Origin of the sequence: Rhizobium sp. Root1204 (assembly GCF_001424965.1) — a bacterium.
GTDB lineage: Bacteria > Pseudomonadota > Alphaproteobacteria > Rhizobiales > Rhizobiaceae > Pararhizobium.
Window position 1 is genome coordinate 32,796 of the sequence record NZ_LMCZ01000017.1, and the last position, 14,590, is coordinate 47,385.

A 14,590-nucleotide genomic window follows, 5' to 3' on the forward strand; every position below is an offset into this window, starting at 1 on the left:
TAGTCAATCTCAGTAGAAAGGTATCTCGATGTACATAGTTTCTGAAGTGCTCTTCTGGGCTCTCGCCATTTTTTTCCTTTATGGAGCCCTTAACAACTTCCTGGCTCGCGGCAACCTCCGCGAGACCTACCGCAACTGGGGGTATCCTGACGGATTTCACTACGTGACAGCAGTCCTAGAATTTATCGCTGCCATCCTTCTCATCGTACCTAGCACAAGGATTTTTGGTGCGGCGCTGGCATCCTGCGTAATGGTGGCGGCAACTGGTACGCTTTTGAGGGCGGGTCTACGTAAGCAGGCAATCATACCAGGAATTATATTAGCGTTCTCTGGCCTTGGCGTCGCTGCCGCATACAGCGCGGTTTCACAATCATAGCTGCCTGTTTCCTACTCAAGCGCTCTGAAGCGAATGCACTTATGAAGGTGATCCCGGCCCGCGAGTATACTAGGGCTTCAACAGCGAACTACTATCCTGGCCTCGGCGGGTGAGACCAATGCACAAGTCCCCATCAACACGACTAAGAAGATAAGGAAAAGCAAATGAAAGCCGTAATTATCGGTGGAAGTGGCTTCATCGGATCAAAGGTTGCCAAATTTTTGAAAGATGCAGGCCACAAAGTCGTCGCCGCTTCCAGACGAAGTGGGATCGACGCAGTAACCGGCACGGGCGTAGCGGAAGCGATGAAAGATGCGGACGTCGTGATCGACGTTTCAAATTCGCCATCGTTTGAAGAAAAGGATGTCTTTGAGTTCTTCACGAAGTCGTCGTCGAACGCCACGCGCTGCGCAAAAAATGCGGGTGTCGGGCACTACATTGCCCTGTCTATTGTCGGGGTGGATGATCTGCATACCAACGCATATTTCCGCGCAAAGGTTGCCCAGGAAGAGATCGTCAAAAATTCGACGGTTCCGTACACCATCGTTCGAGCGACGCAGTTTTTCGAGTTTCTTAGTGCCATCGCATATACCCCGGGCGCTGAGGATGTCGTGCGTGTCTCAACGGCTTTCCTCCAGCCCGTTGCAAGCGATGACGTATCGACATTTATCGCCACGACCGCATTGAGTGCTCCAAAAAATGGAATTGTCGAGATCGCAGGCCCGGAACGCGATCAAACGGATGTGATCATTAGAGCCTATCTATCGTCTAAAGGCGATGCACGGAACGTAGTGGGCGATCCGGAGGCTGAATATTTTGGAGCAAAGCTTGAACCGACTTCTCTAGTTCCTGTTGGTGAATATCATAAGGGAGCGACGAGTTTAAGTGAGTGGGGGAAAATCCCGACGTGAGGTCGGGCAACGTGAAATTGGGGGCACGTCTGCTGCTGATGAAGCAGGGGGCCAATTACCGACTAGTCCATCTGCCGCGTCAAGTTCAGTCAAAGTGGACTTGGCGCGGTTGATGCGTTGTCTGCACACACATGGCCCGAAGGTCTCAAGACATAACTACGTGACGCGTCTTGGTGAGACCGGCGGGCGGTATTTGTGTTGTTACGACTATGTCTTAGCGTTGATTTGAATTCGAAAAGAATTCTGATCGGGAATAATAACCTGAATGGCTTTGTGAGGTTTTGTCACCGGTACATATATAAAAAGGTATGATGAAATTATCATAATTGACATTATAATAATAAAGAAAATTTGCCCTTGAGAATCGGAGTGTAGCTGATGATATTTTTCTTTATGCATTGTTTTTGATCCGATTAAACCGGATATATGTTTAGAGAGAATTCTAATGTATTTTAAGTATACGAAGGTTTAGCGTCTCCTGTGGCGATAATGCTGCGCTTTGCGATGTTCGGGGCCTCAAGGCTTGCGCCGGTGATTTCGGATCACTGAAGAAGGTGAGAGAGCTGGAGGGTTCTCCGACGCATTCTGGTTCGGCAGCTGAAAATCTCCTCGACGAAGCTGAACTGCTTGTGAAGGCGGTGCCAGGCATTGGGTTGAGCCCGGCCGAGCGGTAATTTCATGTTCTTAGCTGCAATAAGGGTTTTCGCCGGGACGCCCAAGCCCAGTCTTCACGCGCTAAAAGGTCCGCGCTTCTATCGGAGGCTCTTGAGCTGCGGTCCACCCAAAATTTATGCTCTCTCCAGAAGCGTACGAATGAGAGTACGCTGGCGCACTAGGTCAGCTACCGTATATTTGTCAAACACTGCCACGAACGCTTGTGTCGCCTCCGACAATATGGGCGGTAACCCGCACGCAGGAGCAATGAGGCAAACCGAGCAATCCAGAAGGTCGTCGAGACCTTCTGTATGACGAAGCACTTTTCCCAGATTGATATCACGTGCTTCTACAGCAAGGCGAATACCGCCATTTCTTCCTCTGACAGACTGGATAAAGCCCGCTGCGGCTAGGTCTTGGACGACCTTCATCAAATGGTTTTGCGATATATCGAAGGCCTTCGCAACCTCCCGTATCGAGCCTAAACCCGCATCGCGTGAACCAAGGTATATCAATACTCGGACTGCGTAGTCGGTGTAGCGTGTCAATCTCATGGTTAGCCTGCGTCAAAATGCTCAATCGGATAACATGCATTTCAATAGCATGTTTACACAAAACGGAATAGATGCATCTCATATGCATATTTATGGGGCGGTTATGAGCACCGAGCTGAATGAAGACAAAATCAAAGAAATCCTGGTCGCTTTCTACGCAAGGGTAAGAGCCGACCCGTCGCTGTCAGTTCCGTTCTCGGTCGTCGAGGACTGGGATGAGCACATGGAGCGGTTGTCCGATTTCTGGTCGTCACTCATGCTGACGACGGGCCGGTATAAGGGTAACCCACTTTCCATGCACGCTATCCACTCTGATCTCATTCGACCAGAGATGTTTCAACGCTGGCTAGAGCTTTGGAAGCTCACCACGAACGAACTTTTGGAGCCTCAAACTGCCGAGCAGATGCAGGCTAAGGCGACCAGGATAGCCTCACGATTTGTCCAATCATTGTTTGGCGAGGTTTCGCCTGTCGCAGTTGTCGTGAAACCAGACAATCCCCGCCCATACAAGGTGAGCAGATACTTCGATGAGCACACTGTACCGCTTGGCTTGCTTCATTCGCATTCTTTGAAGCCTGGCACATGGGGGGTCGTCCGCGTGGAGGAGGGCTGTGTGCACTACTTCGAGGACAGCGTGAAAACCATCTTATCTCCTGAGATAGCGCAGGTCATCCAACCAAATGTACCACATCACCTTGAACTGTCGGGGCCTGTCAAATTCAGGATCGAATTTTACGACGCCCTCCCAACCCTAACCGCCAACAAGTAAGGAATTGTTATGCCCCGTCCGTTAACTCCACAAACAATCGAATTGGTAAAGCAAAGCGTCCCCGCTTTAGCGGTTCACGGCGCTGAAATTACCAAACGCATGTACGCCAAGCTATTTGAAGATGATCATATCAAAAGCTTGTTTAACCACGCCAACCAGGGCGAGGGTGGTTCGCAGGTACACGCTCTCGCAGCGGCAATCCTTGGCTACGCTCGAAACATAGACAACCTTTCTGTCCTTGCGCCAGTCGTTGAGCGTATTGCTCACAAGCACATCGGCTATCACATCCTTCCGGAACACTACCCATTCGTTGCGCGCGCATTATTGGCAGCCATCAGCGATGTATTGGGAGAAGCCGCCACACCCCAGTTGCTCGAAGCATGGGGAGAAGCTTACTGGTTTCTTGCAGATATTTTGACGGAGCGTGAGCAAGAGCTGCGCCAAGCCATCGAGAACAAAAGTGGCGGTTGGACTGGATGGCGGAAATTTGTCATCAGCGACAAGGTTCCAGAAAGTGATGTCGTCACTTCTTTCGTTCTGCGACCAGCTGATGGAGGCCGTGTTCTCCGACATCGCCCCGGTCAGTATTTGACATTTAGGCTCGTTCTCGATGGTCACGAGGTGAAACGGAATTATTCAATATCATGCGGGCCTAACGACGAATATTATCGCATTTCGGTAAAGCGGGAAGAAGACGGGCAGGGGGGCTCAAGATATCTCCACGATGACGCCGAGATTGGTACGATTTTGGAGGCTACTCCACCCGCTGGCGATTTTTTCCTCCCTGACGAGCCATCTCGGCCTGTTGTCCTTCTGTCTGGAGGTGTCGGGTTCACCCCAATGCTGAGTATGCTTGAAGCAATTGGCAGCGATTATCCCGAGCTGGAAGCACACTTCGTCCATGGTGCTCTGAACAGCTCTACCCATGCGATGGATCGGCACGTGAGGTCCATTGCGTCTGCGCACGGGCGTGTTTCAGTCACGACGTTCTACAGCGCTCCCTCAGTGAGCGACGCTGTTGGGCTCTCCCATGACCAGGATGGATATATCACCGTCGATTGGCTCAGCCAAAGGACGTCTTTGCAGACTTCAGAGTTCTATCTTTGCGGCCCCAAACCTTTTCTCAGGTCGCTCGTAGGGGGGCTGACTCGCGCTGGGGTTTCCAGCGACCGTATCCATTATGAGTTTTTTGGACCTGCAGATGAACTGATTGCAGCCTGAACCCGTCAGGGGGCAATCCCCAGGCATTCAACCTAGCGAAGTGAAAACATGAGCACGCTTCAGAGATTTTGCGGACCAATAACCTTATTTGCAACAGCAATCGCTTTTACACCTGGATCGGCCTCCGCGCACGTCAAGTGGTTCGCTCCTTACATTGTGGGTGCCCGCCCAGAGCCAGTTGTCGAAACATTAGTGAACCAATGGTTCTGGACTGGTATCGCACTTGTCCTGATCTTTTTCGTTGCGACGCGAATGATCGAGAAAAGTCGGTATGGGCAAACGGTAATTGAAGGCCTCAACACGGTGACGTCGCCGCTGTGGCGGAGACAGGACGAGTACATTCGCGCGATTATCGCGGCATTTTTCGTAGCCATTTTTGCCGTAGGGGGTGTGTACTTAACCCCCGATCTAAAAACACCAGCGGAGTGGGTTTCCTGGATACAGCTGGTAATTGCGTGTTGTATTTTCTCACGGCGAACTATGCCTTTAGCGGGTATTGGCATAGTCGCACTTTGGCTTTTGGCGTTGCGCGACTATGACCTCTTCCACCTCTTCGATTACCTAGCTCTTGGGTTAGGTGTCGCTGCTTACCTACTTCTTGAGCCGTCAAAGAATGAGACCATGCGCGACCGTCGTTTTGAGGCTCTGCGATGGGGACTTGCAATCGCATTAATGTGGTCAAGTCTTGAGAAGTTTGCGTTTCCGAGTTGGTTCTATCCCCTTGTGATAGAGAAGCCTTTTCTCACCTTCGGAATGCCACGTGACGTCTTTATCCCAATGGCTGGTGTAACTGAGTTTACACTGGGTTTTGGACTCTTGTGGACACCGCTGATCAGACGCCTGTCTGCGATAGCACTTTTGGTAATTTTCACAGCCGCCGTTTGGCCCTTTGGGCGTGTTGATCTGATTGGACACGGCCTAATCATGGCCATTCTTCTAGCTGTTGCAGCAGACCAACGCAGTGGTGTCGATCTTATGACCGTATTCAAACGTCGGGTCTCAAGCATACCTGTGGGCCTCTCAGCCGCGTTAATTGTTTTTTGCACAAGTTACTGGGGTCTGCATGTTGCCTTCTACGGCCACGATGGTGAAGTCAGGGTCGACGAGGCATCGAAGACAACGCACTCCTTTGATCCCGAACATCCACATGGGCAAACCGAACCTGAACATGGACAGCAGTCGCGCGACCAGCTTGGCGCGTCGCCCGAAAAGTGACCGGTGGACGTGGGCTCGCGTGATGCACACGCGGGCCCACGCTCGGGTTAGTAAACATGCGTATAGTGTTGCCGAGGCTTCGCGCTGAGTACCTTGCCCTCATGGGATCATCGACGCTCGATCTGTTTGTCGTTCAAGTTGGCGTGCTTTTAGCGGGTACGATACCGCTAAGATTTGCAGTGCGGCACCACACGCGTGTTAAGCTTGGGCTCGATGTTTTCGTATTTGCTATGCTTTCAGCGATGTTTATTTCTCGCGGGATTGAGCCATTTGCGGCAGGTTACCGTGGAGGGCTCTTCCAGGGTATTTCGCTTGGCGCAGCAAAGGCAGCCTGGTGGATCAGTCTCGCCCTGCTTCTGGTTAATATCATCCGACATTTTGTTGTTTTCGAACACAGACCAAGGGAAGGACGCCTCGTCCGAGACCTGCTCTCAGGCGTTGTATACATAGGAACCGCACTATCTTTGATCGCCTACGTCTTCAATGTGCCGGTGGGCACCTTGATCGCCACATCAGGTGTTTTTGCAATTGTAATCGGTTTGGCGTTGCAGAGTACCTTGAATGATGTGTTCTCGGGCATCGCGCTGAATTTGGGACGCCCCTATCTCGTTGGGGACTGGATCGTGTTGGATGATAACGTCCAAGGCAAGGTGATAGAGACAAATTGGCGTTCTACACATTTGTTAAACTCGACGAACGACGTGGTTATCGTTCCAAACTCTACCCTCGCCAAATCGAGACTTACGAATTTTAGCAGTCCTGATGAGAGCCACGGAATGTCGGTTGCGGTCCGTTTTCTGCCAACCGAGCGACCTGAGTTAGTCGTCGAAGCTATGAAAGTTGTCTTGCTGGGTTGCACCAAAATCATGCGGCCCTTGTCCCCATCTGTATCAGTAACAGGGATGGACAGCGACGGCATTGGCGTGGAGTTGACATGTCGCGTCAGAAGCGTCTCGAAGATTGCCGAAGCCAGAAACGAAATTTACGACTTAATCTACCGGCATGCCCGATCATATGGTTTGCTCATGAGCCCATCCGTCACACGTGGCGCGACAGCGGCCGAGCCGTTCAGCAGTCCACAGACCATTGATCCCCTTAAATGCCTCCTTTCAGTTTCGCTCTTCCAAGGGTTAAGCCTGGAGGAGAAATCAGCTTTGTCACAATCAATGATCCCGTTGGAGTTCGCAAAAGGGAGGATGATTGCAAGGCAAGGCACATCTTTGACTTCGCTGATCCTCATTCAGAAGGGCGTGATCGTGGTCGAGCATATTAACGAAGGGCACCGAACTGAGATAACTCGGCTATCGCCTGGAGAGTTCTTTGGGGAGCGTGGAGTATTGATGGGCGTCGTTGAGCCTGGCGACATCACTGCCCTAACTGCGGTGAAATGCTTTGAAATTCCAAAAGACCGATTTGCGGGGTTATTAAGAGACCGCCCGATCATTGCTGAAGAGGTCGGCAATGTCCTTGCGCACCGGATTGAAATTGAAAAAGACCTGCTGCAAGCAGTTAGCGGGTTCTCCATCACCCTGCCAGTCTCCTTTTCAGCCCGGATCAAAACACTATTCGGTCTGCATTAGGGTGCACTGCAATATACTAATGTATATCTGAAATCTCTTGTTTTTTTGTCTCAATCTCCTCGTGCCCGATCAGGGTCCACGTAGACAAACCCGGCTTCTCGGTTGACGACCAGGACGCCTCCGGCGTGGCCAAGGAGAAAATCAATGTCAGAGAACAATGCCTTTAACAGGCCAGGATTGTTGCGACGAGACGTGCTGGCTCTTGGGGTCGGGGCCACGGCTGCGACCGCCCTACCACTTCATGCACTCGCTGCTTCAAAGCAGCCCACAAGCCAAAAAGGGAATTTGAACATGGGAACAGTGAAGACCAAAGACGGCGTTGAAATATTTTATAAGGACTGGGGCACGGGCCAGCCAATTGTTTTTCACCACGGCTGGCCCTTGAGCAGTGATGATTGGGACGCTCAGATGATCTTCTTCGTTGAGAAGGGGTTCCGTGTTGTCGCGCATGACCGCCGAGGGCACGGCCGCTCTGCGCAGGTCTCTGAAGGTCATGATATGGATCACTACGCCGCAGATGCCGCTGCGGTGGTGGAACATCTTGACCTATCTGACGCCGTCCATATTGGTCACTCCACAGGGGGCGGAGAAGCCACTCGGTACGTCGCCCGTCACGGCAAAAAGCGCACGGCTAAGCTTGTTCTAATCGGCGCAGTCCCACCAATCATGCTCAAGACAGCCAGCAACCCTGGGGGGCTGCCGATGGAAGTCTTCGACGTTTTTAGAAGCGGCATTGCGGCGAACCGTGCTCAGTTTTACATCGACATCCCGACAGGACCATTCTATGGGTTTAATCGCCCCAACGCCAAAATCTCCCAAGGAAGCATCGATAATTGGTGGCGGCAGGGTATGGCCGGTAGCGCTAAGGCACACTACGACGGCGTTAAGGCGTTTTCAGAAACTGATTTCACCGAAGACTTGAAAATGATTGAGGTGCCTACGCTGGTGATGCACGGCTCGGATGACCAGGTGGTGCCCATCGAGGATTCGGCCAAGCTTTCCGTAAAGCTTTTGAAGAACGGCTCGCTGAAGGTCTACGACGGTTTCCCCCACGGAATGTGCACGACACATGCCGACGTCATCAACGCTGACTTGCTGGACTTCATCAAATCCTGACCTGGTGACATGTTGGACCAAGTTTCGATCTAGGATGCGGGCCTACGGGTCCGCATTTTTTTATCGACAGAGTCGCTTTTCAGCGTGGGCGAATTGCCGTTCTTGCAACAACTATTCGCTCACGCAGCACCAGGTTCGAACCGCAGATGGTCATATTCATGGTCACCCTCATACGCAGCTCGGCTTCGCCTTGCTGCGTACTCTTGCCCAACAATCGATCCGCGAGACAGGTACCGCTCAGCAATTGTCCACCTGCCCATACACGCATTAAAGCAGCGACCGACATTTGCCTTGAACAGAATGAAAAGAAAATGGGGGGCAGATCATTGCGTCTGCCCAACGGACAGGCCGATGCGCCGATCCTTGTTTCGACAGTGCTCAAGAAGATTAGTCTGATTAGCGCTTCTTGCGGCGGGGTGCATTGGCAACGGTGGTGCAATCCAGCTTTCTACCTTCGGTGCCACTTTCCGGGGCGGTAGAATTTGTCATCACCTCGTATTCTGAAGAGGCCTGGAACCAATGCGCTTCGTCTTGACCATGTGGCCGACCCATCGCGTCCCATATTGCGTATGCCCGGTCGTTTACCCACTGTAGCTGTTCATCGCTCATGTGTTGTCCCCTTTAAGTGTTCTGTGGACCTATCTTAGCAAAAGCTCAGGGCTGTACGTCGTATACGGAGGTTTACTATGGAACAGGGCGGTTGGTTTCCGCTGCAACCGACTGTTTTGGGCCGAAATCTTCAAGTGCAGACTAGTAAATCTTGGCTATATGGGCGGATGATAGACACATCGGGGCCATAGATTTTAGAATGCTGCAGTTCGGAATTTCTCCATGTGCTTACCGCAAGTCGGTTCCCCTAAAGCTTGCCCGACTGATCCTGGCGCTGGTTTTACTGTTCCCGGTTACTGTTGCCAGCGCTCAGGAGGTCCTGAGAGTTCCTCTTTCTGCGGATATAAGTACCCTCGATCCCGACAATGGATTTGAGGTCGCGGGATTGGCGGCACTCGACAGTATCTACGAAGGGCTCGTGGAGTACGAGCCCGGTTCGACGGCCATAGTAGGGCAGTTGGCAGACCGCTGGGAAGTCTCCAATGACGGCCTGACATACACCTTTAAAATAAGGGACGGAGTGAAGTTCCACGATGGCAACGCTCTTAACGCGGCAGCGGTCGTGACGTCTTTGGATAGGCGTCGAACCGGAAAACTCGTCCAAAATTATACACTCGCAAATGTCGAATCTCTGGATGCGGTCAGCGGGTCGTTGGTCCGCATCAAACTTTATAAGCCTCAGCCGTCTTTTCTCGACAGCCTTGCCAGTCCATGGGGCCCGAAAATCTTGAGTCCGGAGGCGTTGAAGGAGCATGATTCCGACGATGCCGCGACGGGATGGCTTACTAATCATGCAGTTGGGACCGGACCATTCAAACTGGAAGAATTTAAGCGCGGCGACCTCTACACACTCCGGAGAAATGACGACTACTGGGGCAAGAGGGCATTCTTTTCCGTGATCGAGCTGCCGGTGGTACCAGACCTAGCGCAACAGATTCTAATGCTGAAAGCCGGTAAAATTGACGCTGTTCCCACGAACTACCCGTTCGCTCAGTTGAACAGTCTTCCGGATTCGCTTGAGGTATCAACGGCCCCGAGCATGACACAGTTCGACGCATTCCTGAAACCCGGGTCCCTTCTAGATGACGCCAGTTTCCGCAGCGCCGTACTTACCGTCATTAACCCAAGCCTGTGGGCTAAGGACGCATTTGGCGATCACGCCAGCGTATCGACGTCTATTTATCCCAAAGCGCTGTTCGTTCCGCAGCATCCAATTGTGTTTCCGACCGACATCCATGTTGCCAAAGCATCGGTTGGGAAAACTCCAACGTCCCTGACAATCGGTCTCTTCAGTGCAAATCCAAGCTACGGTCGAATTGCTGATCTATTAATCGCGCAGTTAGCCACGATTGGCATTCAGGCAACATCAAGCATCATGCCACCTGGTGCTGCCTATGCTATGAAAGGCAACGATGCAGCTCCAGATATGTTGCTTATCATTGCCTCACCTGATGCAGCCAATTTAGAAAGCCAAGCAAAGGCGTTTTTCACAAAAGATGCTCCTCTCAACCTCTACGGACGGATTGTACCTGGAGCAGATGCTATTGTGGACAAAGCTAGTGCCGTGACCAACGTCGCAGAGCGAAACCAGCTCTTCGAGCGAGCAGGTCAGATATACTTCGACCAAGGTGTTGTGATCCCATTGGTCGACGTTGATGATGTCATAGTTCACGCGAGGGGTTTAAAGGACCTGGGGTTAAGGGCTGTTTTCCCTAGGGGAACCATTGATTTCGCCACCGTGCGAAGATGACGGTCACAATGGCTGAAAAGCGGGTAACACCGACGTGATTGCCGAACCGATACTCTCCGTGAGAAACCTATCTGTCTCGTTGAGCCGGGACGGATTTTCCAGACGTGTCCTCGACAATCTGACTTTTGACGTGATGCCAGGCGAGATATTAGCGATTGTAGGCGAGAGCGGTTCCGGGAAATCCACACTTGGAGCTACCATTCAGGGACTTATCCCATTCGCGGCCAATCCTAAAATTAGCGGTTCTGCCAGACTGGACGGACTGGAAGTTGTCGGTGCAAAAACCTCTCAGCTTCGGACAGCCCGCCGAAGTATCGTCCGTTCGATCTCGCAAGACCCCTTGAGCGCGTTAAATCCAACCATGCCTATAGGACGGCAACTTAAAGAGTCAGTCGTATGCGACGACACATTTATCGCTGAGTGGCTTCGCGCGGTTGGCTTGGGAGACGTGGAGGACATTGCAGCAAGGCTTCCTCACTGCCTATCGGGGGGGCAGCGGCAACGAACCTGTATCGCTATGGCGATGATGGCGCACCCGAAACTCCTCATCGCAGACGAGCCGACTACGGCTTTAGACTCGCCGCTTCAGGTTCAAATTTTAGACCTCATTCGGCAGCTGGCGAAAAACTGTAACACCGCAGTTCTGTTCATTACTCATAATTTAGGTGCGGCAGCGAAGATAGCTGACCGACTCCTCGTCCTCTGCGGAGGGGAGATCGTGGAAATCGGCAACTGCAACGACGTACTGCTAGACCCTCAACATCCCCATACGAAACAGTTGGTAGCGGCGCAATCTGCGATTAACGTAGGAGGTTTGACCACAGTGAGAGCGCGGCGGACACCTGCTCCGTTCGCTGTGCTTCAGATCGAGCACGTTTGGTTCACATTTGCGAAAGGGCTACTGACGCGCAATACCTATAAAGAGACTTCTGTCTTGCGTTCCATCAATTTGACCATAGACAAGGGCGAAAGCGTCGCTCTTGTCGGGGGCAGCGGATCGGGTAAGACAACTCTCGTGCGATTGGCCGCAGGTCTCCTCGCTCCTACGGCTGGTCAGGTAATTCGTCACGACGGTCGAAACCCGCAAGTCGTATTTCAAGACCCTGTCACGTCTCTGACTCCGTGGCTAACTGTAGGGGAGCAGATTTCAGAGCGCCTTCGTCCGCTTCGCCTTGATCCCGACCGGCGTAATTTTTTCCTGGATGCAGCGATGGAGTCAGTGGGTCTTGATCGGACGGTCCTCGCTTCAATCCCATCGGAACTGTCGGTGGGACAGTGCCAGCGCGTCTCCTTGGCAAGAGCTGTAATCGTCCCCCCAGAACTGCTCCTCTGCGATGAGCCGACGAGCGCGTTGGATACCACCCATGTCGTCGCTACCCTCAACATCATCGCTGAACTTCGTGCCCGTCTCGGGATGGCGGTACTTTTTGTCACGCATGATATGGTTATTGCGCACAGAGTCTCTGATCGTGTGATTACCTTGCGGGACGGTGAATTGACTGCGGAGGTCGACCATCCGGCATCGTCTTTGACCAAAAGTGCGACCCTCCTACCAGCCTCTAACGTCGGTGAGTGACACATGTCATGGTATGGAAGGTAGATATGGCGAAGCTGTCTTGCGGAAGAGCGTTGGGCATTCGAACGATTACCAAGAGATTCAGATCGGTTGGTTACCCAGAACAGGTGGGTTTGATTGGAATTATATTGGTTACGGCCACGGCACTGTTTGCTGGTCAACTGACGCCGTTCGACCCGCAGGCACGCGTTGCGGCTGCCTATCTTTCCCCTTCAGATGAGCATTGGTTCGGTACAGACGAGATTGGACGCGACTTGTTTTCCCGCGTGCTGCTGGGCTTGCAATACACCTGGCTTCCCTCGGTCGCCTTTGTCATCATTTGTCTCATTTTCGGAACGTTGATAGGTCTGCTTCCAAGTCTCGTTAGCAGAAGCCTCGACACAGTCATTCAGCGCATTGTCGATTTCTTCCTCGTTCTTCCTTCGACGCTTGTCGCACTCGCCGTGATAGCAACGATTGGCCCAGGATTAATCAATACAATGATCGCGATGAGCGTAGCCTGGTGGCCTTGGTATGCCCGAATTTCCCGCGACGAATTCCACCGGGTTAATGCTCGACCCTATATTGAAGCTGCGCGCGTTGCCGGTGTGGGTCGCGCCCGTCTGACGTTCCGATATGTTCTTCCTGGAGCAATTCCTGCGTTAATCGTTGCAGCCACGCTGGATGTGTCGAACGTCATCATGACATTGTCACTGATCTCATTTCTTGGGCTGGGGCAGCCCGCACCAGCTCCTGAACTCGGTGCCATGACATCCCGCGCTCTCGACAGTCTGACGGTTTTCTGGTGGCTTCCGGTCCTGCCAGCAGTGGCCATTTTCATGATCTGCTTGCTTTCGAATTTGTCCGGGGACGGTTTGCGAGCCATAATGCAGGGAAGATAACGGATGTTCGCTTATCTCTTGCGACGTTTGTTGGGACTAACCCTCGTGTTAGTTGCGATGACCTTGTCTGTCTTTTTTCTGCAAAATGTTCTTCCCTCAGACCCTGCGCGCTCGTTGGCTGGACCTATGGCACCGCTTTCCAGAGTGGAAGAACTGCGTCAGGAGCTTGGTTTGAACGACTCGATTGCCACGCAGTATGGCCGATTTCTGGCTCGTCTCGTTCACGGTGATCTTGGTACGTCGATTCGAACCCGTCAACCGGTCATTGCGGATATTCGAGAAAGGCTTCCGGCCTCGCTTGAGCTGTCGGGAGCCGCGTTCGCATTCGGTTTGGGGTTCGCCACGTTGGCCGGAATTCTCCCACTGATTTTTAAAAACGCACGGCCGCTTCAGTATTTGCTGACAGTTGCCGCTTCAATTCCTATCTTCGCAACTGCTCTGCTACTGGCCTATACCTTCTGGTTCCAATTGGGCTGGCTCCCAGGATCAGGGAGAATGGGTGACCGATATTTTTCTGGCCCGACGGGTTTGAACATATTGGATGGGCTTCTCAAAGGGGAACCAGCCGCAAGCTTTGACGCATTGGCTCACATTTTACTTCCGGCGTTGGCCTTAGCCCTACCGATTGCAATCGCAGTGGGACGAACAATGAGCAGCTCCTTGGTTGACGTAATGCGGCAACCTTACATTGGAACTGCGAGAGGGAAGGGGCTTAGCGAAAGTCGCGTCGTTCTTCGCCACGCTGTGAGGAACTCGTCGCCCGTCGTTCTGGCCATGATCGCACTACAGTTCAGACTATTATTTGGTAATTTGCTAGTCGTGGAACTGGTTTTTGGTTGGCCAGGCCTCGGTTTCTACATGGTTCAGTCTTTGGCGACGGCCGACAGCCCGGCGGTTCTGGGGGTAACGATAGTTCTGGGAATCTTCTATCTCGCAGTAAGCCTGCTTACGGAGGTCCTCCAAACGTGGGCCGATCCTCGGATCGAGCTTTGAGCACCTATCCTCAAGCATAGCCTACCTATTCTTGCGCCCACTAGATTTTGGGCATCAACGTCGCAGATGGTGTCGTTATGATGGGGAGCAAGAAGGCTTAAGATATGGGGTGCAGCTTTCAAACACCGCGTAGCGGGTTGAACCAGTTAACGCTCGGTAAGACAGACGGACAGGCATTGCAGCCATTGCCGCCGACCGAGGACAGGGCGATGAGATCGGGTTTGTGCGAATGGCAGCTGGAGCGGGTCGCCGCTCTGGTAAACAACAATTTGCATGGGCCAATACGTGTTGCTGATATGGCAACCAGTGTGAGGCTTAGCCCTAGGCATTTCACGCGTGCTTTCTCCATTAGAACTGGTATGTCGCCGCACGCATTCGTGATGCA

13 protein-coding genes are annotated in these 14,590 nt (G+C 52.5%); 11 read left to right on the forward strand and 2 right to left on the reverse strand.

What is annotated here, in order from left to right; all coding sequences use genetic code 11:
* Positions 1-28: 28 nt before the first annotated feature.
* Together ASC96_RS16575 and ASC96_RS16580 are read left to right on the forward strand one after the other, a co-directional pair.
* Positions 29-376, forward strand: a complete 348-nt coding sequence (locus ASC96_RS16575) for a DoxX family protein (protein ID WP_060504250.1) — start codon at positions 29-31, stop codon at positions 374-376.
* Between the two features lie 164 nt (positions 377-540).
* Entirely contained in the window at positions 541-1,287 is a 747-nt protein-coding gene (locus ASC96_RS16580) for an NAD(P)H-binding protein (protein ID WP_060504251.1), read from the forward strand.
* Between the two features lie 788 nt (positions 1,288-2,075).
* Here ASC96_RS16580 and ASC96_RS16585 read toward each other — a convergent pair.
* Positions 2,076-2,495: an Rrf2 family transcriptional regulator gene (locus ASC96_RS16585; protein WP_060504252.1), complete on the reverse strand. Its 420-nt coding sequence runs from the start codon at positions 2,493-2,495 to the stop codon at positions 2,076-2,078.
* A 103-nt stretch (positions 2,496-2,598) separates the two neighbouring features.
* On the opposite strand from ASC96_RS16585, the gene ASC96_RS32705 reads away from it, so the two are divergent.
* The 5 genes from ASC96_RS32705 (at position 2,599) to ASC96_RS16610 (ending at position 8,396) form a co-directional block, all read left to right on the forward strand.
* Complete coding sequence (locus ASC96_RS32705; protein WP_162246365.1) at positions 2,599-3,264, forward strand: DUF1971 domain-containing protein; 666 nt, start codon at positions 2,599-2,601, stop codon at positions 3,262-3,264.
* A 9-nt stretch (positions 3,265-3,273) separates the two neighbouring features.
* Positions 3,274-4,485: an NO-inducible flavohemoprotein gene (hmpA, locus tag ASC96_RS16595; protein WP_060504253.1), complete on the forward strand. Its 1,212-nt coding sequence runs from the start codon at positions 3,274-3,276 to the stop codon at positions 4,483-4,485.
* A 48-nt stretch (positions 4,486-4,533) separates the two neighbouring features.
* A complete protein-coding gene (locus tag ASC96_RS16600; protein WP_244482106.1) occupies positions 4,534-5,700 on the forward strand; it encodes a hypothetical protein in 1,167 nt (388 codons plus the stop codon).
* 56 nt (positions 5,701-5,756) lie between these two features.
* Positions 5,757-7,280 (forward strand): mechanosensitive ion channel family protein, encoded by a 1,524-nt coding sequence (locus tag ASC96_RS16605; protein ID WP_060504254.1) that lies wholly within the window; start codon positions 5,757-5,759, stop codon positions 7,278-7,280.
* A 144-nt stretch (positions 7,281-7,424) separates the two neighbouring features.
* Positions 7,425-8,396, forward strand: coding sequence for an alpha/beta hydrolase (locus ASC96_RS16610; protein WP_060504255.1), 972 nt, complete (start codon positions 7,425-7,427; stop codon positions 8,394-8,396).
* Positions 8,397-8,792: 396 nt separating this feature from the next.
* Here ASC96_RS16610 and ASC96_RS31820 read toward each other — a convergent pair whose 3' ends face one another.
* Entirely contained in the window at positions 8,793-9,005 is a 213-nt protein-coding gene (locus tag ASC96_RS31820; RefSeq protein WP_082512121.1) for a DUF2934 domain-containing protein, read from the reverse strand.
* A 199-nt stretch (positions 9,006-9,204) separates the two neighbouring features.
* On the opposite strand from ASC96_RS31820, the gene ASC96_RS16615 reads away from it, so the two are divergent.
* The 4 genes from ASC96_RS16615 to ASC96_RS16630 are packed head-to-tail and all read left to right on the forward strand — an operon-like array spanning position 9,205 to position 14,205.
* A complete protein-coding gene (locus tag ASC96_RS16615) occupies positions 9,205-10,755 on the forward strand; it encodes an ABC transporter substrate-binding protein (protein WP_060504281.1) in 1,551 nt (516 codons plus the stop codon).
* A gap of 34 nt (positions 10,756-10,789) precedes the next feature.
* Entirely contained in the window at positions 10,790-12,331 is a 1,542-nt protein-coding gene (locus tag ASC96_RS16620) for an ABC transporter ATP-binding protein (RefSeq protein WP_060504256.1), read from the forward strand.
* Between the two features lie 26 nt (positions 12,332-12,357).
* The gene (locus ASC96_RS16625) at positions 12,358-13,212 is read left to right on the forward strand and encodes an ABC transporter permease (protein WP_082512122.1); all 855 of its coding nucleotides are present in this window, start codon (positions 12,358-12,360) and stop codon (positions 13,210-13,212) included.
* Between the two features lie 3 nt (positions 13,213-13,215).
* Positions 13,216-14,205 carry an ABC transporter permease gene (locus tag ASC96_RS16630; protein ID WP_060504257.1) on the forward strand — a complete coding sequence of 330 codons (990 nt, stop codon included), beginning with the start codon at positions 13,216-13,218 and terminating at the stop codon, positions 14,203-14,205.
* The last annotated feature ends 385 nt before the right edge of the window (positions 14,206-14,590 follow it).

Excerpts from the sequence above, each read along its gene's own strand:
- ASC96_RS31820 (WP_082512121.1), bottom strand. The coding sequence starts at position 9,005 with ATGAGCGATGAACAGCTACAGTGGGTAAACGACCGGGCATACGCAATA.
- ASC96_RS32705 (WP_162246365.1), top strand. The coding sequence starts at position 2,599 with ATGAGCACCGAGCTGAATGAAGACAAAATCAAAGAAATCCTGGTCGCT.
- ASC96_RS16580 (WP_060504251.1), top strand. The coding sequence starts at position 541 with ATGAAAGCCGTAATTATCGGTGGAAGTGGCTTCATCGGATCAAAGGTT.
- ASC96_RS16630 (WP_060504257.1), top strand. The coding sequence starts at position 13,216 with ATGTTCGCTTATCTCTTGCGACGTTTGTTGGGACTAACCCTCGTGTTA.
- ASC96_RS16585 (WP_060504252.1), bottom strand. The coding sequence starts at position 2,495 with ATGAGATTGACACGCTACACCGACTACGCAGTCCGAGTATTGATATAC.
- ASC96_RS16615 (WP_060504281.1), top strand. The coding sequence starts at position 9,205 with ATGCTGCAGTTCGGAATTTCTCCATGTGCTTACCGCAAGTCGGTTCCC.
- hmpA (WP_060504253.1), top strand. The coding sequence starts at position 3,274 with ATGCCCCGTCCGTTAACTCCACAAACAATCGAATTGGTAAAGCAAAGC.
- ASC96_RS16625 (WP_082512122.1), top strand. The coding sequence starts at position 12,358 with ATGGCGAAGCTGTCTTGCGGAAGAGCGTTGGGCATTCGAACGATTACC.
- ASC96_RS16610 (WP_060504255.1), top strand. The coding sequence starts at position 7,425 with ATGTCAGAGAACAATGCCTTTAACAGGCCAGGATTGTTGCGACGAGAC.
- ASC96_RS16600 (WP_244482106.1), top strand. The coding sequence starts at position 4,534 with ATGAGCACGCTTCAGAGATTTTGCGGACCAATAACCTTATTTGCAACA.
- ASC96_RS16575 (WP_060504250.1), top strand. The coding sequence starts at position 29 with ATGTACATAGTTTCTGAAGTGCTCTTCTGGGCTCTCGCCATTTTTTTC.
- ASC96_RS16605 (WP_060504254.1), top strand. The coding sequence starts at position 5,757 with ATGCGTATAGTGTTGCCGAGGCTTCGCGCTGAGTACCTTGCCCTCATG.